Raw genomic sequence first — 17,957 nt, 5'->3', positions numbered from 1 at the left:
GCCACCCGGAACGGAGCGTCGTGGGGACGATGACCTTACCGGCCCTGCCGGGTCCGGCCCTCCGGCCGGGGGACCGCGGGTCCGGGTCCCGTTCCGGGTGGGCCGTCCTCGGGCTGGCGGCGGTCGTGCACCTGGCGCTGTGCTGGGTCCTCCGGGGGTTCCTCACCGACGACGCCTGGATCTCGGTGCGCTACGCGGAGAACCTGGCGGCCGGCGACGGCTTCGTCTGGAACCCGGGCGGCCCCCGCGTCGAGGGCTTCAGCAACCCCCTGCTGGTCGCCCTGGAGGCGCTCGCCTCGTGGGCCGGCTGGTCGGCTCCCGCGGCGGCCCGGGTCCTGGGGATCGCCGGCGGCCTGGCGTGCCTGGTGCTGGTCCACCTCGGCGGCCGGGCGGTCGTCGGGGAGTCCACCGCCCGGGTGGCCACCGTCCTCACCGCCTGCGGCGCACCATTCGCGCTCTGGGCGGTGGGCGGCCTGGAGACGCTCCTCGTGGCCGCCGCCGTCACGGCGGGCACCCTCGAGGTCGCCCGGCGGGACGGCGGCCGGGTCCTCCGCGCGGCCGCGGCGTTCGCGGTGCTGCCGTGGCTGCGCCCGGAGGGGCTCGCGGTGGCGGCGGCCGTGGTGGCGCTGGGGGAGCTCCCGGGGGTGTTCCGGACCGCGACCCGCCGGCGGGCGATCCGCCGCATCGCGGTGCTCGGCGGCGTCCCACTCGGCTCGCAACTCGTCCTCGAGGCCGCGCGGCTGGGGATCTACGGGCACCTGCTCCCCAACTCGGTGCTCTACAAGTCCGGCGCCGGGGACGCCCTCACGGTCCTGCAGAAGTTCCTCGACCAGGCGCTGCTGCCGCTCCTGCTGGCGGCGGCGGGCGCGGTGCTGCTGACCGGCCGCGCGCGGCTGCTGGCGGTGCCGCCCGTGCTGTACGCCCTGGGCTCGATCGGCACCCTCGACAGCGCGAACGCCTACAGCCGGTTCTTCCAGCCGGTGTGGCCGCTGGTCGCGCTGCTCGCCGCGGTCGCGACGGTGCGCGCCGCGGAGCGCCTCGCCCGGCACCGCGGCGGGGGCCGCCCCGCCGCGGTCGCCGCCGTCGCCGTGGGCCTGCTCCTGCTCCTCCTGCCCCCGGCCGGCCTCCGGAGCGTGCACGGCTGGCAGGAGCGCTACACCGACTGCCGGGTGGGTGCCCGCGAGTCCGTCCTCGGCTGGCTGGCCACCACCCCGCCGGACACCTCGTTCGCCATCTCCGACGCGGGTCTGGTCCCGGCCCGTGCCGGGGGGCGGTACGTGGTGGACGACTTCTTCCTCAACGAGCCGCTGATCCAGGAGACCGGCCGGCTGCCCGTCGCCGAACGGGCGGACCTGGTGCACGGGCGCGCCCCCGACGTCCTCGTGCTCGCCAGCCGCGACGCCGGGCGGTTCGTGGGCTACTACCCGACGGAGCAGGCGATCTTCGACCACCCGGCCATGTCGGCCTACCGCCTGGCGCACGTGGCGACCGGACGCGGCGCCTCCTGCGGCTACACCCTCATGGCCTTCCGGCGGTGACCGGCATGGCGTGGACGCTGCCGAACGGCCTCACCGGGCTGCGCCTGCTCGCCGTCCCCTTCCTGGGGGCGGTCCTCGTCCTCGAGGGTGACACCCCCGGCGGCCGGTGGGCGGCCCTCGCGCTGTTCGTGGCCGCGTCCGTCACGGACGTCGCGGACGGCTGGCTCGCGCGGCGCCGCGGCCAGTGCACCGACTTCGGCGCCCTCGTCGACCCCATCGCCGACAAGGCCCTGGTCACCACGGTGCTGGTCTGCCTGTCCGCCCGGGACCTGCTGCCGTGGTGGGCGACCGTGGTGGTCCTCGCCCGCGAGGCCGCCGTCACGGTCGTGCGCCTGGCGGTCGTGCGCCACGGGGTCATCCCGGCCAGCCGCGGCGGCAAGCTGAAGACGGTGGCGCAGACGGTCATGATCGTCCTCGCGCTGGCGGCGCCCGGATGGACGGTGGTGCTGGCGGTGCTGGTCACCACGACGGTGTTGTGGACCGTCCTGACCGGCCTGGACTACGGCGTCAAGGCGCTGGCGCTCACCAGGGCCCGGGCGCCCGGCCTGCGGTCCTCGACCGTTCCCGGGGCGCCCGCCGGCCCCTGAGCGGGGTCCGGCCGCGGCACCGCGGGGCGGCTCGGCACCGCGGTGCGGCTCAGCACCGCGGGGCCGGGGCGAGCTCGCGGGTGAGGTCCGCGCGCAGCCACACCCGGTGGCCGCAGATCTCGGCCACGACCCGGTAGCGCTCGCGCAGCAGGTCCCGCAGCCGGGACCCCTCGTCGATGCCCCACGCGTCCAGACCGTTGACCTGGACGATCCACGCCGGCGCCTCCGGTCCCGCCAGGGTGGCCCGCAGCCGGGCCTGGGCGGGGTCGAGGGTGCGCATCGCCGCGCTCCACAGGTGCGGATAGGGCGACGGCAGGTCCGCGGCCTCCAGCACGGAGGGGAGGCCGTAGGCCACGAAGCCGGTGTCGCCCGCCGCCTTCGAGTCGGCCAGCCACTCGCCGGTCCGCTGGCCGGCCCACGCCGACGGGGCCGTGGCGTGGACCAGGGTGGAGGCCAGTGTGCCCACGAGTGCGGCGGCCACGGCCAGCCGGCAGCAGCCGCGCATCCAGGCGCCGGAGCGGGCGACCGACGGCGCCAGCGCGCCGGCGGCGAGGACGGCGGCCGGCGCGAGCTGCAGCAGGTACGGGGGCCAGTAGGCGCCACCCGACGCGATCCCGGCGACGCCGTAGACCAGGAGCGGCGTGATCAGCCGCACGCCGGCCGGCCCCGTCCGCGGGGCGCGGCGGCCGGTGACGAGCCACGTGACCACGACCGGCAGGAGGCCGGTCACCGTGCCCAGCACCAGAAGCTGTCCCGCCCGGCGGACCGAGTCGCCGGGACTGGTCGACCAGAGGACGTCGAACGCGACGCCGCGGGAGGCGACGAGGTCGAACCAGGCGTCGGCCGGGTCGATCCGGGCCGCCACCAGCCACAGCGCGAGCAGGGCGGCGGGCAGCAGCGCGCCCAGGAGGCCGCCACCGCCCAGTTGGAGGGCGCGGCGGCGGTCCGCGTCACGGCCCCACGACCCCAGGAGGACCAGGCCGGCGAGCAGCAGCAGCCCCTCCAGCAGGCTCTGCTTGACCAGTGGCGCGGCGGCGGCCGTCGCGCCGGCGGCGACGGCCAGGCCGAACCGGCGCCCGGGAGAGGCGGCGTGCCAGGCGGACAGCGCGAGCGCGAGCGCCGCCATCACCACTGCGGCCCCGAACAGCTCGCCGTCCGCCTGCTCCGCCGCCAGCGCCGGGGAGCAGGTGACCGCCGCGGCCACCGCGGCGGCCCACCGCCCGCCCGCCGGCCCCGCCAGCAGGGTGCCGGCCCGCCAGCCGCCGAGGACGAACGCCAGGACGAACGGGACGGCGAGGGCCCGGATGGCCTGGTCCCACCCCGTCAGCGACGCGATCCTGAAGACGGCCATGAGCAGCGGCGGGCGGTCGACGAAGTAGTCGCCGTAGAGGAACTCGCCGCCCGTGTGCCACTGCCGCGCCACGAGCAGGTAGCCGCCCTCGTCGTTGCGCAGCGGCCGCAGGACGTAGCCGGCCCGGACGAGGACCACGACCAGGCACAGCGGGACGAGGAACCGCCTCGCCGGACTCCCGGGCGAGGGGGCCGGCGCGAGGGCCGGGACCGCCGGGAAGGCCACGCCCCATCCAACCGCGGACCGCCCGAGGGCACCTCCTCCCACCGACCGCCGTCCGGCGGACCGGGCGCGGCGGGTCCCCGCGGCCCTATCCTCCGCGCGTGGGGAGCGGGCTGGCCCTGGCGGCCGCGGCGGTCGTCGCCGTCGTGCACCTGGCCTTCCTCGGCTACGTCGTCTTCGGTGGCTTCCTGGCGCTGCGCGGGCTGGCCTGGCTGTGGCCGAGCCTGGCCACCACCCTGTACGCCGCCGTCATCACGCTGGCCGGCTTCACATGCCCGCTCACGACCCTCGAGAAGGCGCTGCTGGAGGCCGGCGGCCGGGTGCCGTACGAGGGCAGCTTCATCGCCCACCACCTGCACGGCGTCCTGTTCCCGGCGCGGTACGAGACGGCGGCCTGGCTGACCTCGACGGGCATCGCGGTCGCCTCCTACGTCCTGGCGCTGCGGCGGCACCGGCGCGCCGGCCGCTGACGGCAGCCCGGCCGGATCGGCTCCCCGGGCTGCGCCCCAGCCGGTGGGGTGCAACCCTCGTCCCCGGACGCCCCGCGACCTCGGCGCAGCACCGCGCCGCCCTTCCCCGCGACCGGCGTCCGGACGAGGTGGTGGCCCGTGGACGTGGTCGAGCTCAGCCGGTTCCAGTTCGCCTCGACCAGCATCTTCCACTTCTTCTTCGTCTCGCTGACCGTGGGACTGGCCTTCCTCATCGCGGTCATGGAGACCATCGCCCACCGCCGCTCGGAGCGGCGCGAGGTCTACGGGAAGATGACCAACTTCTTCGGTCACCTGTTCCTCATCAACTTCGCCGTCGGCGTCGTGACCGGGATCGTGCAGGAGTTCCAGTTCGGGATGAACTGGAGCGAGTACTCCGACTTCGTCGGCAACATCTTCGGCGTCCCGCTGGCGCTCGAGGTGCTCATGGCGTTCTTCCTCGAGAGCACCTTCATCGGGCTGTGGTGGTTCGGCAAGGACCGGCTCAAGCCGTGGATGCGCCTGGGGAGCATCTGGCTGGTGGCCATCGGCACCCAGATCAGCGCGTTCTGGATCGTGCTGGCCAACGCCTGGATGCACCACCCGGTCGGCTACGAGGTGGTCGACGGCCAGGCGCGGCTCACCGACTTCGGCGCCGTGGTCTTCAACTACAAGGCCTGGCTGTACTTCGCCCACGTGCAGGGCAGCGCCTGGGTGGTGGCCGCCTTCTTCGTCCTCGGCATCAGCGCCTTCCACCTGCTGCGCCGGCAGGACACCGACGTCTACTCCCGGTCGCTGCGCATCGGGCTGGTCTTCGCCGCCGTCGGCACCGTCTTCTCCGTGGTCAGCGGGCACACCGAGGCCCAGGTCGCCCGCGAGGACCAGCCGATGAAGTTCGCGGCGATGGAGGCGCAGTGGGAGACCTCGGAGTCACCCGCGCCGTGGTCGCTGGTCGCGCTCATCGACCAGGACGCGCGGGAGAACCGGTGGAGCGTCGAGATCCCCTACGTGGGCTCGATCCTCGCCTACAACAGCCTCGAGGGCCGCTACGACGGCATCAACCAGATCGAGGAGCAGTACGACGCCGCCTACGGCGAGGACGACTACACCCCGCCGGTCGCCTGGGTGTACTGGTCCTTCCGGATCATGGTCGCCATCGGCTCCCTGCTGCTGGCGACGGCGTTCCTCGGCCTGTTCCTCTGGTGGCGGCGCAAGGGCGGGCTCGACAGCACCCGCTGGTTCCTGCGCGCGCTGGTCTGGTTCATCCCGCTGCCCTGGATCGCCAACTTCACCGGGTGGATGGTCACCGAGATGGGCCGCCAGCCGTTCATGGTCTACGGCGAGCTCACCGTCACCGAGGGCGTCAGCGCCAACACCGCCGGGGAGGTCCTCGCCGGCCTGGTCGGCCTGTGGGCGGTGTACCTCGCGCTCATCGGCCTCGACATCTACCTGCTCAGCGTGACCGCCCGGGCCGGCATCCACCGCAAGCCGGACGCCCAGCTGGTCGCCGCGCCCGCGCCGGACTACGAGGACGCCGGCTTCCAGGGGTACGAGAGGCGGAACTGACGGTGGACCTCGTCACGCTCTGGTTCTGGCTCATCGCGCTGACGTTCACCCTCTACTTCTTCCTCGAGGGCTTCGACTTCGGCGTCGACATCCTGCGGCCGACGCTCGCCCGCACCGAGGCCGAGGAGCGCGCGCTCACCGGCACGATCGGCCCGTTCTGGGACGGCAACGAGGTGTGGGTCATCGCCGCCGCCGGGCTGATGTTCTCGACGTTCCCCGTCTGGTACGGCGCGGTGTTCAGCGGCATGTACCCGCTGTTCGTGCTCATCCTGCTGGCGCTGCTGCTGCGCGGTGTCTCCTTCGAGTACCGCAACCAGGTCGACAGCGCCCGCTGGCGGGCGTTCTGGGACTGGATGTCCTTCGGCGGCAGCGTCGTCCCCTCGTTCCTGTGGGGCGTCATCATGGCCAAGCTCATCGAGGGCCTGCCGGTGAACGCCGACTCCCGCGTCGAGGGCGGGTTCGCCGCGATGTTCACCCCGTTCTCCCTGGTGGGCGGGGTGACGACGCTCCTGCTGTTCATGCTGCACGGCGCGAACTTCCTGCTCCTGCGCCTGCACACCGACACCGTGCTCTACAACCGGGCGCGCACCGCCGCGCTGCGCTGGGGCGCGCTGGCCACCGTGGCGATCGTGGCGTTCGTCGTGATGGGCTACGTGACCGAGGGCCTGTTCGAGAGCTTCGGCGTCGTGCCGTGGGTGTTCCCGGTGCTGGCGTTCCTCACCCTGGCCACCATCTGGCTGGCGCTGTCCCGGCGGCGGGACACCCTGGCCTTCACGATGAGCGGGCTGACCATCCTGTTCGCCACCGTCACGGTGTTCCTCGCCCTGTTCACCCGCGGCGAGGTGCTGCCCTCCACGCTCGACCCCGCCAACGGGCTCACGCTGCGGGAGACGGCCAGCCAGCACTACACGCTGGTGCTCATGACCTGGGTGGGCGGGATCTTCCTGCCGCTGATCATCGGCTACCAGATCTGGAACTACTACGTCTTCCGGGAGCGGGTGCGGCCCGACGAGGGCGCCCTGACCCACGGCTACTGACGCGCCGCCCGTGAGCGACCCGAGCCCGACGCGGCGGCTGCTCGCCCTGCCCGGCCCCCGCCGGCTGCTGGCCGGCTGCGCGGCCGCGGGGGTGCTCACCTGGGCGCTGCTGGTCGTGCAGTGGGCGCTCGTGGCCGCCGTCGTCTCCCGGGTGGCCCTCGGCCGCGCGGCCCCCGCGGAGCTCACCGGCGCCCTGGCCGGCGTGCTCGCCGCCTGGCTGGCGCGCGCCGCGCTGCTCGGCCTGCGCGACCGCGCCGCCGCCCGCACCTCGGCCCGCGTGCGCCGCGAGCTGCGCGCCGCGCTGCTGCGCCGGCTGCTCGACCTCGGCCCCGGGCACGCCGCCGGCGAGCGCGCCGGGGAGCTGGCCACTACCGTCACCGAGGGCGTGGCCAAGCTCGACGGCGTGGTCGGCCGGCTCGCGCCCGGCGCGGCGGCCGCGGCGGTCGTCCCGCCGCTGGTCGCGGCCACCGTGCTCGTGCTCGACCCGGCCAGCGGCGGTCTGCTGCTGCTCACCGGCCCGCTGCTGGTGTTCTTCCTGTGGCTCACCGGCACCTTCGCCGCGCGGGCCGCCCGCTCGTCCTGGGAGACCCTCGGCCGGCTCGGCGCGGTGCTGGCCGACACCGTGCGCGTGCTGCCCACGCTGGTCGCGCACGGCCGGGCCCGCGGCAGCACCCGGTGGCTCGCCGGCGTGAGCGAGGCGCACCGCGCGGGCACGATGCGGCTGCTGCGCACCGCCTTCCTCTCCGGCTTCGTGCTCGAGTTCGGCGCGGTGCTGTGCACGGCGCTGGTGGCCGTCACCGTCGGCGTGCGGCTGTTCGAGGGCGACCTGCAGCTCGAGCGGGCGCTGCTGGTGCTGCTGCTCACCCCCGAGTTCTTCGCGCCGCTGCGGGCCCTGGGCGCCGACCGGCACGCGAGCCTGGAGGGCCGCCCGGCCGCCGAGCGGGTGTTCGCGCTGCTCGACACCCCGGTGCCCGCCCGCGGCACCCGCCCCGCGCCCGCCGGCGTCCCGGCCCTGGCGCTGCGCGGCGTCACCGTCCGGTACGGCACCCGCACCGCGCTCGACGGCGTCGACCTGGACCTGCCGCCGGGCTCCCGCACCGCGCTCGTCGGGCCCAGCGGCGCCGGCAAGACCACGCTGGTGCGGCTGCTGCTGGGCCTCGCGCAGCCCGACGCCGGCACCGTGCTGGTCGACGGGGTCCCGCTGACCGAGCTCGACCCCGCGTCCTGGCGCGCCCGCGTGGCACACGTCCCCGAGCGGCCGTGGCTGCTGCCCGGCACCGTCGCCGACAACGTGCGGCTCGGCCGGCCCGGCGCGTCCGACGCCGACGTGGCCCGGGCGCTCGACCGGGCCGGGCTCACCGCCCTCGTGCGCGGCCTGCCCCGCGGCGCGGACACCCCGCTGGGGGAGGACGCGGCGCGGCTGTCCGGCGGTGAGCGGGTCCGGCTGGCGATCGCCCGCGCCCTCGTCGCCGACGCCGCGCTGCTGGTCCTCGACGAGCCCACCGGCCAGCTCGACGCCGCCACCGAGCAGCAGGTGCTCGCCGCCCTCGACGAGCTGGCGCGCGGCCGCACCCTGGTCACCGTCACCCACCGCGGCGCCCCGCTGGCCCTGCACGACCGCGTGGTCGGCCTCGACGGCGGGCGGCTGCGGGAACCGGCGGTGCCCCGGTGAGGGAGGTCCTGGCGCTGGTCCGCGGGCCCCGCGCCGGGCTGGCCGTGGTCCTCGGCGCGCTCACCGTCCTCGCCGGCGCGGCGCTGCTGGCCACCTCCGGCGCGTTGATCACCGGGGCGGCGCAGCGGCCGCGCACCCTGCTGGTGCTCATGCCGCTGATCACCGGCGTGCGGTTGTTCGGCGTCGCGCGGGCCGCGCTGCGGTACGCCGAGCGGCTGGTCACCCACGACGTCACGCTGCGGGCGGTCGCCGCGGTGCGCGAGCGCGTGCTCGAGCGCCTGGTGCCGCTGGCGCCCGCGGCCCTCGTCGGGGTCCGCGGCGGGGAGCTGCTGGCCCGGGTGCGCTCCGACGTCGACGAGCTGCAGGGCGTCGTCGTCCGGCTGGTGGCGCCGGCCGGCGTCGCCGTGCTGGCCGGCGGGGCCGCCGTCGCGCTCACCGCCCTGGTGTCCCCGCCCACCGCGGCCGTCCTCGCGGTGCTGCTGCTCGTCCTCGGCACCGCCGTCCCGGCGGCCGCCGCGCGGGCCGGGCGCCGCGCCGCGGTCGCCGCCGCCCGGGCCGACGCCGACGTCACCGCCGACACCCTGGACCTGGTCCGGGGCCTGACCGACCACCTCACCGGCGACGGCGGCGCCACGGCCCTGCGCGCGCTCGGCGGGCACCTGGAGCGGCAGGAGGAGGCCGAGCGGGCGGCCGCGCGGCTGGCCGCCGTCACCACCCTGTGCCGGGAGGGCGTCCCCGGAATCGGCGTGGTCGCGGCGCTGTGGATCGTCGGGCAGGACGTCGCCCGCGGGGACACCGGCGCGCCGCTCCTGGCCGCCTGCGCGCTCGGCGTGCTCGGCGCCTTCGAGGCGGTCGGCGGCCTGGGGGCCGCCTGGAGCGCCGCCGGCGGCATCACCGCGGCCGCCCGGCGGGTGGCGGAGCTGGGCGGCCGCCGTCCCGCCGTGGCCGACCCCGCGGACCCGCCGCCCCTGCCCGCCGGCTCCGGCCTGCGCCTCGAGGGCGTGACGGTGCGCCACCCGGAGGCGCCCGGCCCCGTCCTCGCCGGGCTGGACCTCGACCTCCCGCCGGGCGCGAAGGTGGCGCTCACCGGGCCGAGCGGGGCCGGAAAGAGCACGCTGCTGGCGCTGGCCGCCCGCGTCCGCGATCCCGACGCCGGCCGGGTCGCGCTCGGCGGCACCGACCTGCGCCGGCTCCCGCTCGACGGCGTCCGGTCGCGGGTGCTGTGGAGCGCGCAGGAGCCGCAGGTGCTCGGCAGCACCCTGGCGGCCAACCTGCGTCTCGGCCGGCAGGACGCGACCGACGACGAGCTGCTCGCCGTCCTCGCCGACCTCGGGCTGGGCGGGCTCGCGGTGTCGCCGGGCCTGGGCGGCTGGGTGGGCGAGGGCGGGTCGCGGCTGTCGGCGGGGGAGCGGGCCCGGGTGGCGCTGGCGCGCGTGCTGCTGAGCCGGGCGGACGTGCTGCTGCTCGACGAGCCGACCGCCTCCCTCGACCCGGCGACCGCGGAGCGGGTGCTCGACCTGCTCGGCCGGGACCCGCGCGCCGTCCTGCTGGTCACGCACGACGCCGCCGCCCTCGACGACCGCTGGCGGGTGGTGGCGCTCGCCGCCCCGTCCCCGGCCGGCCGCTGAGCGGGATGAGCGGCGTCAGCCGGTGAGCACCGCCCAGCCGTGCGGCGGCAGCTCGACGGCGTCGCGGCGGACCGTGGCGGCCCCGGCGAGCACCGTCCCCGCGCCGGGGGCGGGCACGCGGGCCGCGGCGTCGCCCAGGTTGAGCGCCACCAGCAGCCGCTGCCCGTCGCCCGCGACCGCGTAGACCAGCTGCTCGTTGGCCACGTGCACCTGCTCGGGCGCGGCGGTGTGCAGCCACCGGTGCCGGCGGCGCAGCCCGACGAGCTCCTGGTGCAGCGCGAACGTCGGGGCGCCCAGCGGGGACAGCCCGCCGGGGTCGGCCGGGAACGGCGGCCGGACGGCGTCGTCGCCGCCGGCGCGGTGCTCCTTGACGCCGGTGAACGCGTGCTCGTCGCCCGACCACACCGCCGGCGTCCCGCCCACGGTGAACAGCACCGCGAGCGCGTGCGGCAGGTGCCGCGGGTCGCCCACGGCGCTGGCGATGCGGGTGACGTCGTGGTTGCCCACGAACGTCCACGGCACGAAGGAGCGCAGGAACTCCCCGTGCCGCTGCAGCGACCAGGCCAGCTCGAACAGGTTCCGGTCGGCGATGCCGTGCCAGGTGGCCTGCCACAGCTCGTACTGGGTGACCGAGTCCAGCCCGCCCTCGGCGACGACCCGCGGGTAGTCGCCGTGGATGACCTCGCCGACGACGTAGGCGCCGGGGTGCGCGGCGCGCACGGCCGGCAGCACGCGCGCCCAGAACGACGGCGGCACCGCGTAGGCGGCGTCCAGGCGCCACCCGTCGGCGCCGCGGTCGAGCCAGTGCGTCATGACCCGGGTGACCAGGTCGGCGACGGCGGGGGAGGAGTGGTCGAGCTCGACGAGGATGTCGTGGCCCTCGAAGACGTCGGCGCGCGGCGCGGTGCCCGGCGTCCAGCCCTCGGCCCAGGACAGCCGGAACAGTTCCGCCGTCGGGGCGCCCGGGCCCTGCTCGACGACGGCGCGGAAGGCGGGGTGCTCGCGGCCGACGTGGTTGAACACCCCGTCGAGCAGCACCCGGATGCCGCGCTCGCGGGCCGCGGTGAACAGCGCGTCGACGTCGGCGTCGTCTCCCAGGCGCGGGTCGACCCGGAAGTGGTCGACGGTGTCGTAGCCGTGGGTGGAGCTGGCCGCGATCGGGCCGAGCGCCAGGCCGTTGCAGCCCAGGGCGAGCAGGTGGTCCAGCCACCGCTGCAGGTGCGGCAGCCGGTGCCGGACCTCCCCGGGCGGCAGCGCCTCGCGCTCGGCGCCGGTGAAGGACAGGGGGTGCACCTGCCACCAGATCGCGTCGGACGCCCAGGCAGGCACGGGTCCCCTCTCGGTCGGCGCGCGGCCGGCCGGCCGCCCGCGACAGCATCGTGCCCGGTGCTCGGCGGGCGCGGTGCGGGCGGGGCGGGGAGGCCGCACCCTCCCCGGCCTCAGGGGGCCGGCTTGTCCCGGTACATGGCCGCGTCCGCCCGGGCGATCAGCGCGGCCGGGTCGTCGGCGTCACGGGGGTGGAGCGCGGCGCCGGAGCTCGCACTGAGCCGGACGGTGACCCCGGGCAGCTCCATCGGGTCGGTGAGGGCGTCGTGGAGGTGCTGCCGCACCCGGTCGACGGTCTCGTCCGCGGTCGGGGCGGCACCGTCGCCCGGAGCCGCCCCGTCCGTCGGCGGCAGGCCGGTGAGGACGACGAGGAACTCGTCCCCGCCGAGCCGGCCCAGCAGGTCGCCGGCGCGGACGGCCGACCGCAGGCGGCGGGCGGCCCCGACCAGCGCCGCGTCGCCGGTGGCGTGGCCGAATCGGTCGTTGACGGCCTTGAACCCGTTGAGGTCGAGCATGACGGCGGCCACGCTGGTGCCGCTCCTGCGCGCGCGCCGCAGCTCCAGGTGCAGGTGCTCGAGGACGTGGGCCCGGTTCGGCAGCCCGGTCAGCGGGTCGTGGTGGGCGAGGTGCGTCGTGCGGCGCTCGCGCTCCACCCGCTCGGTGACGTCGAGCTGGGTCCCGATGTAGTGGGTGATCTCGCCGGTCGCGTCGGTGACCGGGCTGATCCGGAAGTCGTTCCAGAACGGCGTGCCGTCGCGCCGGTAGTTCAGCAGGACGGTGTGCACGTCCCGCCCGGCCAGCATCCGCCGGCGGATCGGCTGGACCTGGCTGGGGTCGGTGTCCGGGCCCTGCAGGAACCGGCAGTTGCGCCCGAGGACCTCGTCCCGCGCGTATCCGGTCAGCCGCAGGAACGCCGCGTTGGCGTAGACCAGCGGGAGGTCGGACTGCACCGCGTCGGCGATGACGATGCCGCTGCTGGCCGTCGCGATGGCGCGCATCAGCAGGTGGGGGAGCTCGGTCGTGGCGACCGACAGGACCCCCCGCACCGGGGGGGCCGCCGGGGCACCCGCGGCCGGCCCGGGCGTGGCGGCCCGCACGTTGTCGAGGAGGAGGCCCGCGGTCTCGAGGACGCGCTGCCGGTCGTAGGTCAGCACGTAGTCCAGCCGCCGGTCCGGAGGCCCGGGTCCCGTGTCGGCGGCGGGCACGTCGCGGGCCGCGAGCGCCGCGGCGAAGTGCGGCCCGACGACGGCGACCGCCCACTGGTCGGCGAGCGGCCCGCCGGCCGCCAGCGCCGTGCCGAGGACGCCGGGAGCGGGTTCCTCCGGCATGCCCACGCCCGTGACGGCGGTGAGCGCGGAGACGGCGGCCAGCGACTCGTAGCGGCGCCGCGTCCGGGGCGTCATGGCCTGCTCGCTCTGGAAGTTCGCCAGGACGACCGTCTGCTCGTCGAGGAGCAGGGCCTGCCGCTCCAGCTGGCGGGTGATCGAGGCGAGCAGCGGCACCGTGGCCCGCTGGGCGGGGGACCGGGCGCTGAGCAGCGCGTAGGGCGAGCCGTCCCCCGCGGGGACGGCCCGTGGCGGGGGTGGGGGGAGGCGGAGCGCGGACAGGTGCACGCCGTCCGGCGGGCCGGGGCGGCCGAACATGAAGCCCTGGCCCAGCCGGGCACCCAGCGCGAGGGCCCTCTCCAGGTGCAGCTCGGTCTCGATCCCCTCGGCGAGCACGAGCGCGCCGGAACGCTCCGCCTCGGCACGGACGGCGTTGACCACCTCCGCCAGGCGCAGCGTGGTGTGGCCGCGCAGCAGCGCCAGGTCGAGCTTGATCACGTCGGGCCGGAGGAAGGGCATCAGCGCCAGGCACCGCTGCTCCGCGCCGACGTCGTCGAGGGCGACCCGCCATCCCATGTCGCGCGCACGGCGGACGCCTCGGACCAGCTCGGCGGGGCGTTCCAGGAGCTCCCGCTCGGTGACCTCCAGGACGACCTGGACGTCGTCCGCCGTCAGCTCCGCCAGCTCGGCCAGCCGCCGGGGGCCGAGGGTCGACAGCGTCACCGGCTCGATGTTGACGAAGACGGTCACGTCGCCGGGGACCCGCCCGACGCCGGACAGGGCCGACCGCAGGCACTCCTCGTCGAGCTCGGCGACGGTGCCGGACGCCCGCGCGGCGGCGAACAGGCCCTCGGCCGACCCCGGCGTGCCGGGCGCCACCCGCGCCAGCGCCTCCACGGCCACCGGCGCGTGGTCCAGGAGGTCGACGATCGGCTGGTACACCGAGTGGACGGTGCGCCGCGCCGAACCGGGCGACGTCACGGGCCGAGCATCCCACGCCCGGGGGAGGGCGGCCCGGCGCGCGGACGGGGTCAGACGTCGCGGCGGCCGAAGGACAGCGCGGCCAGCCCGCCGATGAGCAGCAGCCAGACCGCCACCCACAGCAGGTAGCCGGTGCTCAGCGGGGCGATCGCCAGGAACGGGGAGCCCTCGAAGCCGGCCGCGGTCAGCGACGTCGTGTCCTGGAAGGCGTGCATGGCCCCGCGCCACAGCCCGTCGGTGGGCAGCAGCATCCGCGACACCTCGCCGACCCGCGCGACGCCGTCGTTGCCGATCAGCTCGCCGACGCTGCCCACCACCCCGGCCACCCAGGTGGCGCCGAACAGGCCGACGGCGACGATGCCGGAGGCCATCGGGGAGATCGCGGTGGCCAGCAGCAGCGCGAGCGTCATGAGCACCGTCGTCTGCGCGGCGAGCAGCAGCAGCCCCACGACCGGGTCCGGCGGCCAGAACCCGACCGCCCAGTACACGACGGCGAACTGCGCGAGCCCGGCGGCGAAGACGTAGCCGGTGCCGAAGGCGACCAGCCCGAGCCACTTGCCGGCGAGCACGGTGGCGCGGCGCACCGGGCGGGCCAGGATCGACAGCGCCTGCCCGGACTCGACCTCGCCGGACAGCGTGGGCCCGGCGAGGAACGCGGTGCCGAGCGCGGCGATGAGGCTGTAGCCGAACATCACCAGGTTGAGCAGCTGGGAGGCGAACAGCCGGGCCTCGCCGCTGGTGAGCGCACCGAACTCCGGGTCGACGGTGGCGAGCTTGGCGAAGCCCCACGCCGACAGGCCCAGCAGCGCCAGGGTGAGCAGGCCCAGGGCCCGCAGCACCTTGCGGCGGGCGGCCTCGCGCAGGGTCAGCCCGGCGAAGGTGAGCGCCGTGCTCATGCGTGCTCCTCCCGCAGGATGCCGAGCAGCCGCTCCTCCAGGCTGATCCGCACGGGCTCCACGGCGTGCACCCGCACGCCCAGGCCCACCAGGTCGGCCACCAGCGCGGGCACGACGGCGTCCTCCTCGCCGGCGGGCAGCGCCACGGTGACCTCGCGGCCGGTGCGGGTGACCGCGCCGACGGCGGCCAGCCGTGCCTCGGCGGCCGGCGTGAGCCCGTCGAGGCGCAGCCGCAGCTCGCGCTGGCCGAGCAGCTCGGCGAGCGTGCCGGAGGCGGCGACCCGGCCGTGGTCGAGGATGACCACCCGGTCGCACACCCGCTCCACCTCGCCGATCAGGTGCGAGTTGAGCAGGACGGCGACGCCCCGTTCGCGCAGGTCGAGCACGACGTCGCGGACGTCGACCCGGCCCAGCGGGTCCAGCGCGCTGGTGGGCTCGTCGAGGACGACCAGCTCCGGGCGGGCCACCAGCGCCACGGCCAGGCCGAGGCGCTGCTGCATGCCCTTGGAGAACCCGCCCACCCGGTCGCCGCTGCGCGCGGCCAGCCCGACCCGGGCCAGCACCTCGGCCTGCTCGGCGGCCGGCACCCGCGCGCCCGACAGGCGCACGTGCAGGGTGAGCACCTCGGCGGCGGTCAGCCACGGCTGGTACCGGAAGAGCTCGGGCAGGTAGCCGACCCGCTCGCGGGCGCGGGGGTCGCGGCCGGGGCGGCCGAGCAGCAGCACCTCGCCGTCGTCGGGCCGCACCAGCCCGAGCAGCATCTTGATGACGCTGGTCTTGCCGGCGCCGTTGGGGCCGAGCAGGCCGACGACCTCGCCGCGGCCCACGGTGAAGGACACGCCGTCGACGGCGGTGCGCCTCCCGTACCGCTTGCGCAGCCCCGAGCACCACACCGCCGGGGACGGCGGCAGCTGCTCGAGCACCCGCGCGGCGTCCCCGGCGGCGGCGGTGCGGCCGGCGGTCAGTCGAGGTCCCGGGCGACGGCGAGGACCTCGTCCTCGGACAGCGACCCGGCCACGCCGGTCACCACGCCGTCCTCGACCCAGACGACGCCGTGCAGGGTGCCGTCGCGGGTGGCCAGCACCGTGGCCTCGGTGCCGTCGACGTCGGCGGTGGAGACGGTGGCGAGCTCGGCCGGGACCGGCAGCGGCAGCGTGGTCCCGTCGCCGGTGAAGGTGCGCAGCTGCGCGGCGAGCTCGTCGGGCAGGCCCGGCAGGCCGAGCAGGTAGTCGCGCGCGGTCTCGAACGGCACGCCCGAGGAGTAGGCGACCGGCGCGGTGACCCGGCCGACCACGAGGGCCGGCACCCCGCGGGCCTCGGACCACACCGCGGCGACGCCGGGGCCGGCGACCAGCCGGAACGTGGCGCCGTCGAGCCCGGCCGGGGGCGGCGGCAGCGTCTCGCCGGCCTCGGCGGCGGCCCGCGCGGCACGGTCGGCGGAGAAGGTGAACTCCGCGACCGCCTGGCCGCCGACGGTGTACGCCGGCTCGCCGGTGACCCCGGTGGGCAGCTCGGCGACCTCGGGGACCTCCAGCCCGGTGGCGTCGGCCGCGGCGTCGGCGTCGGGCACCTCGCGGACGTCGGGCTCGGACACGAACGCCACGTCGCCGTAGGCGGTGAGGTCGGGCAGGCCGACGAGGTCGGGAGTGCTCACCGGGACGGCGGCGACCTCCTCGGTGCGGAACACCTGCAGCCAGTCGGCGGCGGCCGCGGCACCGGCGCCGCCGAGGACGACGGCCACGCCCACGGCGGCGACGACGGGGCTGCGGAGGGGGCCGCGCCGGCGGCTCGCCCGGGCCGGTGCGGGCGCGGGGGACGGCGCCGGGCGGGCCTGGTCGGCGACCGCGGCGGACAGCCGGTGCCAGGCGGCGTCGGTGCCGGTCCCACCGGCGGCGGGGGACAGCGCGGCCCCGACGGCGTCGGCGTCGGCGCGGGCCCGAGCGAGGCCGGCCAGGCAGACGTCGCAGCCGGCGACGTGCGCGCGGTCGGCGTCGGCCACGCCGGCCGGCTCGTCGACCAGGCGGCGCAGGGTGCCGTCGGTCGGGTGGCGGTCAGCGAACAGGCGCATGAGAGGTCAACTCCTCGCGAAGGGCGGACTCGGCCCGTCGGACGGTGGTGCCGACGCTGCCGGGGGAGAGGCCGAGGGCGGCCGCGACGTCGGCGTAGCTCAGGCCGCTGTGCCGCAACACGAGCGCCACGGCCTGCGTGCGCGGCAGCCGGGCGAGCGCGGCGCGCACGCGGCCGGACTCCTCGCGCGCGACGACGGTGTCGGCGACGTCGGGGGCGGGCAGGGGCCCGTCGGTGGCCGCCTCCTCCCGGGCGGCGCGGCGGCGGCCCGAGCGGAGGTGGTTGAGGGCGGTGTGGGCGGCGGCGACGGCCAGCCAGCCGGGCGCCTCGGCGGCGGGCACCGCCGAGCGGGCGAAGGACAGGAACACCTCCTGGGCGACGTCCTCCGCCTCGTCCCGCGAGCCGAGCACCCGGGCCGCGACGGAGACCACCGCCGGGTACCCGGTCCGGAAGACCTGCTCCAGGTCGGCCCGGACGGCGCCCGGCGCTCCTGCCACGGCTGCGTCCCCCCGCCTGCCTCGTTCCCGCACGGCACCCCGTACCGACGCGGTCCGGAGGGCGGCGGCCGGTGCCTGCCTCACGACGTCCACATCCCTACAGCACCGCCGGCGCCGCGGATGTGACACGCCGCCCGGGAGGGACAGGATGGGCGGGCGTCCCGGCGCCCGCCGGGCCCGGGTCCAGGAGGCCGCCGTGAGCAACCACGTCTACCGGCTCAGCGAGGTCGTCGGCAGCAGCCCCGACGGCGTCGACGACGCCATCCGCACCGGCATCGCCAAGGCGGCGCAGACGGTGCGCAACGTCGAGTGGTTCGAGGTCACCCAGGTGCGCGGCCAGGTCGTCGACGGCGAGGTCGCGTACTTCCAGGTGGCGATGAAGATCGGGTTCCGCGTGGAGGACTGAGGTCTCAGCGCGGGTCGAACGGCACCACCGCGTCGGGCCGGACCGGGACCGGGTTGGGCCACCGGGAGGCGGTGCCGGTGATCGGCTGCGCGTCGGTGACGACGTGCGCGGGCGTGCCCGGGTAGATCGCGAGCACCCGCGCCGGGTCGGTGAGCGTCTCGGTGTGCTCGACGAGCTCCCCGCGGCGCAGGGACGACGTCGTCCGCTCCCCGCGCAGCTCCGCGCCGACCTCGGCCACCCAGCGCGCGCCCTCGTGGGTCCAGGTGACCGAGCGGACCCGCGCGCCCGGCGGCGCGGGCTCGACCCCGGCGAACTCCGCCAGCGCCTCGTAGAGCCGCTCGGCCTGCTCGTCGTCGGTGGCGCGGGGGAGGAAGAAGGTCGGCACGCCGGC

16 protein-coding genes are annotated in these 17,957 nt (G+C 76.8%); 8 read left to right on the top strand and 8 right to left on the bottom strand.

Annotated elements, in window-relative coordinates; all coding sequences use genetic code 11:
• The first annotated feature begins 29 nt into the window (after nucleotides 1-29).
• Nucleotides 30-1,538, top strand: a complete 1,509-nt coding sequence (locus tag ACI79X_RS07640) for a hypothetical protein (RefSeq protein ID WP_457024816.1) — start codon at nucleotides 30-32, stop codon at nucleotides 1,536-1,538.
• Between the two features lie 5 nt (nucleotides 1,539-1,543).
• Nucleotides 1,544-2,125 (top strand): CDP-alcohol phosphatidyltransferase family protein, encoded by a 582-nt coding sequence (locus tag ACI79X_RS07635; protein ID WP_457024857.1) that lies wholly within the window; start codon nucleotides 1,544-1,546, stop codon nucleotides 2,123-2,125.
• 49 nt (nucleotides 2,126-2,174) lie between these two features.
• Here ACI79X_RS07635 and ACI79X_RS07630 read toward each other — a convergent pair whose 3' ends face one another.
• Nucleotides 2,175-3,701 carry a hypothetical protein gene (locus tag ACI79X_RS07630; RefSeq protein WP_457024815.1) on the bottom strand — a complete coding sequence of 509 codons (1,527 nt, stop codon included), beginning with the start codon at nucleotides 3,699-3,701 and terminating at the stop codon, nucleotides 2,175-2,177.
• Between the two features lie 98 nt (nucleotides 3,702-3,799).
• Here ACI79X_RS07630 and ACI79X_RS07625 point away from each other — a divergent pair, with 98 nt between their 5' ends.
• From ACI79X_RS07625 to cydC, 5 genes are all read left to right on the top strand, one after another.
• On the top strand, nucleotides 3,800-4,168 hold the full coding sequence (locus tag ACI79X_RS07625; RefSeq protein WP_457024814.1) for a DUF2784 domain-containing protein: 369 nt from the start codon (nucleotides 3,800-3,802) through the stop codon (nucleotides 4,166-4,168).
• 138 nt (nucleotides 4,169-4,306) lie between these two features.
• Entirely contained in the window at nucleotides 4,307-5,731 is a 1,425-nt protein-coding gene (locus ACI79X_RS07620) for a cytochrome ubiquinol oxidase subunit I (RefSeq protein WP_457024813.1), read from the top strand.
• A gap of 2 nt (nucleotides 5,732-5,733) precedes the next feature.
• Complete coding sequence (cydB, locus tag ACI79X_RS07615) at nucleotides 5,734-6,768, top strand: cytochrome d ubiquinol oxidase subunit II (protein ID WP_457024812.1); 1,035 nt, start codon at nucleotides 5,734-5,736, stop codon at nucleotides 6,766-6,768.
• A 10-nt stretch (nucleotides 6,769-6,778) separates the two neighbouring features.
• Nucleotides 6,779-8,440 carry a thiol reductant ABC exporter subunit CydD gene (gene cydD / locus ACI79X_RS07610; protein ID WP_457024811.1) on the top strand — a complete coding sequence of 554 codons (1,662 nt, stop codon included), beginning with the start codon at nucleotides 6,779-6,781 and terminating at the stop codon, nucleotides 8,438-8,440.
• Nucleotides 8,437-10,068: a thiol reductant ABC exporter subunit CydC gene (gene cydC / locus ACI79X_RS07605; protein WP_457024810.1), complete on the top strand. Its 1,632-nt coding sequence runs from the start codon at nucleotides 8,437-8,439 to the stop codon at nucleotides 10,066-10,068. Before cydD ends, cydC begins: the two co-directional genes overlap by 4 nt.
• A gap of 15 nt (nucleotides 10,069-10,083) precedes the next feature.
• Here cydC and ACI79X_RS07600 read toward each other — a convergent pair whose 3' ends face one another.
• The 6 genes from ACI79X_RS07600 to ACI79X_RS07575 all read right to left on the bottom strand — a co-directional run bounded on the left by ACI79X_RS07600 (nucleotide 10,084) and on the right by ACI79X_RS07575 (nucleotide 17,160).
• Complete coding sequence (locus ACI79X_RS07600; RefSeq protein WP_457024809.1) at nucleotides 10,084-11,397, bottom strand: alpha-amylase family glycosyl hydrolase; 1,314 nt, start codon at nucleotides 11,395-11,397, stop codon at nucleotides 10,084-10,086.
• A 110-nt stretch (nucleotides 11,398-11,507) separates the two neighbouring features.
• Nucleotides 11,508-13,700, bottom strand: a complete 2,193-nt coding sequence (locus ACI79X_RS07595) for a diguanylate cyclase domain-containing protein (RefSeq protein WP_457024808.1) — start codon at nucleotides 13,698-13,700, stop codon at nucleotides 11,508-11,510.
• A gap of 50 nt (nucleotides 13,701-13,750) precedes the next feature.
• Entirely contained in the window at nucleotides 13,751-14,596 is an 846-nt protein-coding gene (locus tag ACI79X_RS07590; protein ID WP_457024807.1) for an ABC transporter permease, read from the bottom strand.
• Nucleotides 14,593-15,519 (bottom strand): ABC transporter ATP-binding protein, encoded by a 927-nt coding sequence (locus tag ACI79X_RS07585; RefSeq protein ID WP_457024806.1) that lies wholly within the window; start codon nucleotides 15,517-15,519, stop codon nucleotides 14,593-14,595. The genes ACI79X_RS07590 and ACI79X_RS07585 overlap by 4 nt, the downstream gene beginning before the upstream one ends.
• Nucleotides 15,520-15,557: 38 nt before the next feature.
• On the bottom strand, nucleotides 15,558-16,664 hold the full coding sequence (locus ACI79X_RS07580) for a hypothetical protein (protein WP_457024805.1): 1,107 nt from the start codon (nucleotides 16,662-16,664) through the stop codon (nucleotides 15,558-15,560).
• Nucleotides 16,648-17,160: a sigma-70 family RNA polymerase sigma factor gene (locus tag ACI79X_RS07575; protein WP_457024804.1), complete on the bottom strand. Its 513-nt coding sequence runs from the start codon at nucleotides 17,158-17,160 to the stop codon at nucleotides 16,648-16,650. The genes ACI79X_RS07580 and ACI79X_RS07575 overlap by 17 nt, the downstream gene beginning before the upstream one ends.
• A gap of 196 nt (nucleotides 17,161-17,356) precedes the next feature.
• On the opposite strand from ACI79X_RS07575, the gene ACI79X_RS07570 reads away from it, so the two are divergent.
• Nucleotides 17,357-17,566, top strand: a complete 210-nt coding sequence (locus ACI79X_RS07570; RefSeq protein WP_457024803.1) for a dodecin — start codon at nucleotides 17,357-17,359, stop codon at nucleotides 17,564-17,566.
• Nucleotides 17,567-17,570: 4 nt separating this feature from the next.
• Here ACI79X_RS07570 and ACI79X_RS07565 read toward each other — a convergent pair whose 3' ends face one another.
• Nucleotides 17,571-17,951, bottom strand: coding sequence for a hypothetical protein (locus ACI79X_RS07565; RefSeq protein WP_457024802.1), 381 nt, complete (start codon nucleotides 17,949-17,951; stop codon nucleotides 17,571-17,573).
• Between the last annotated feature and the right edge of the window lie 6 nt (nucleotides 17,952-17,957).

The organism is Geodermatophilus sp. SYSU D01119 (genome assembly GCF_054049975.1).
This window is presented reverse-complemented; position numbering and strand designations above follow the sequence as displayed.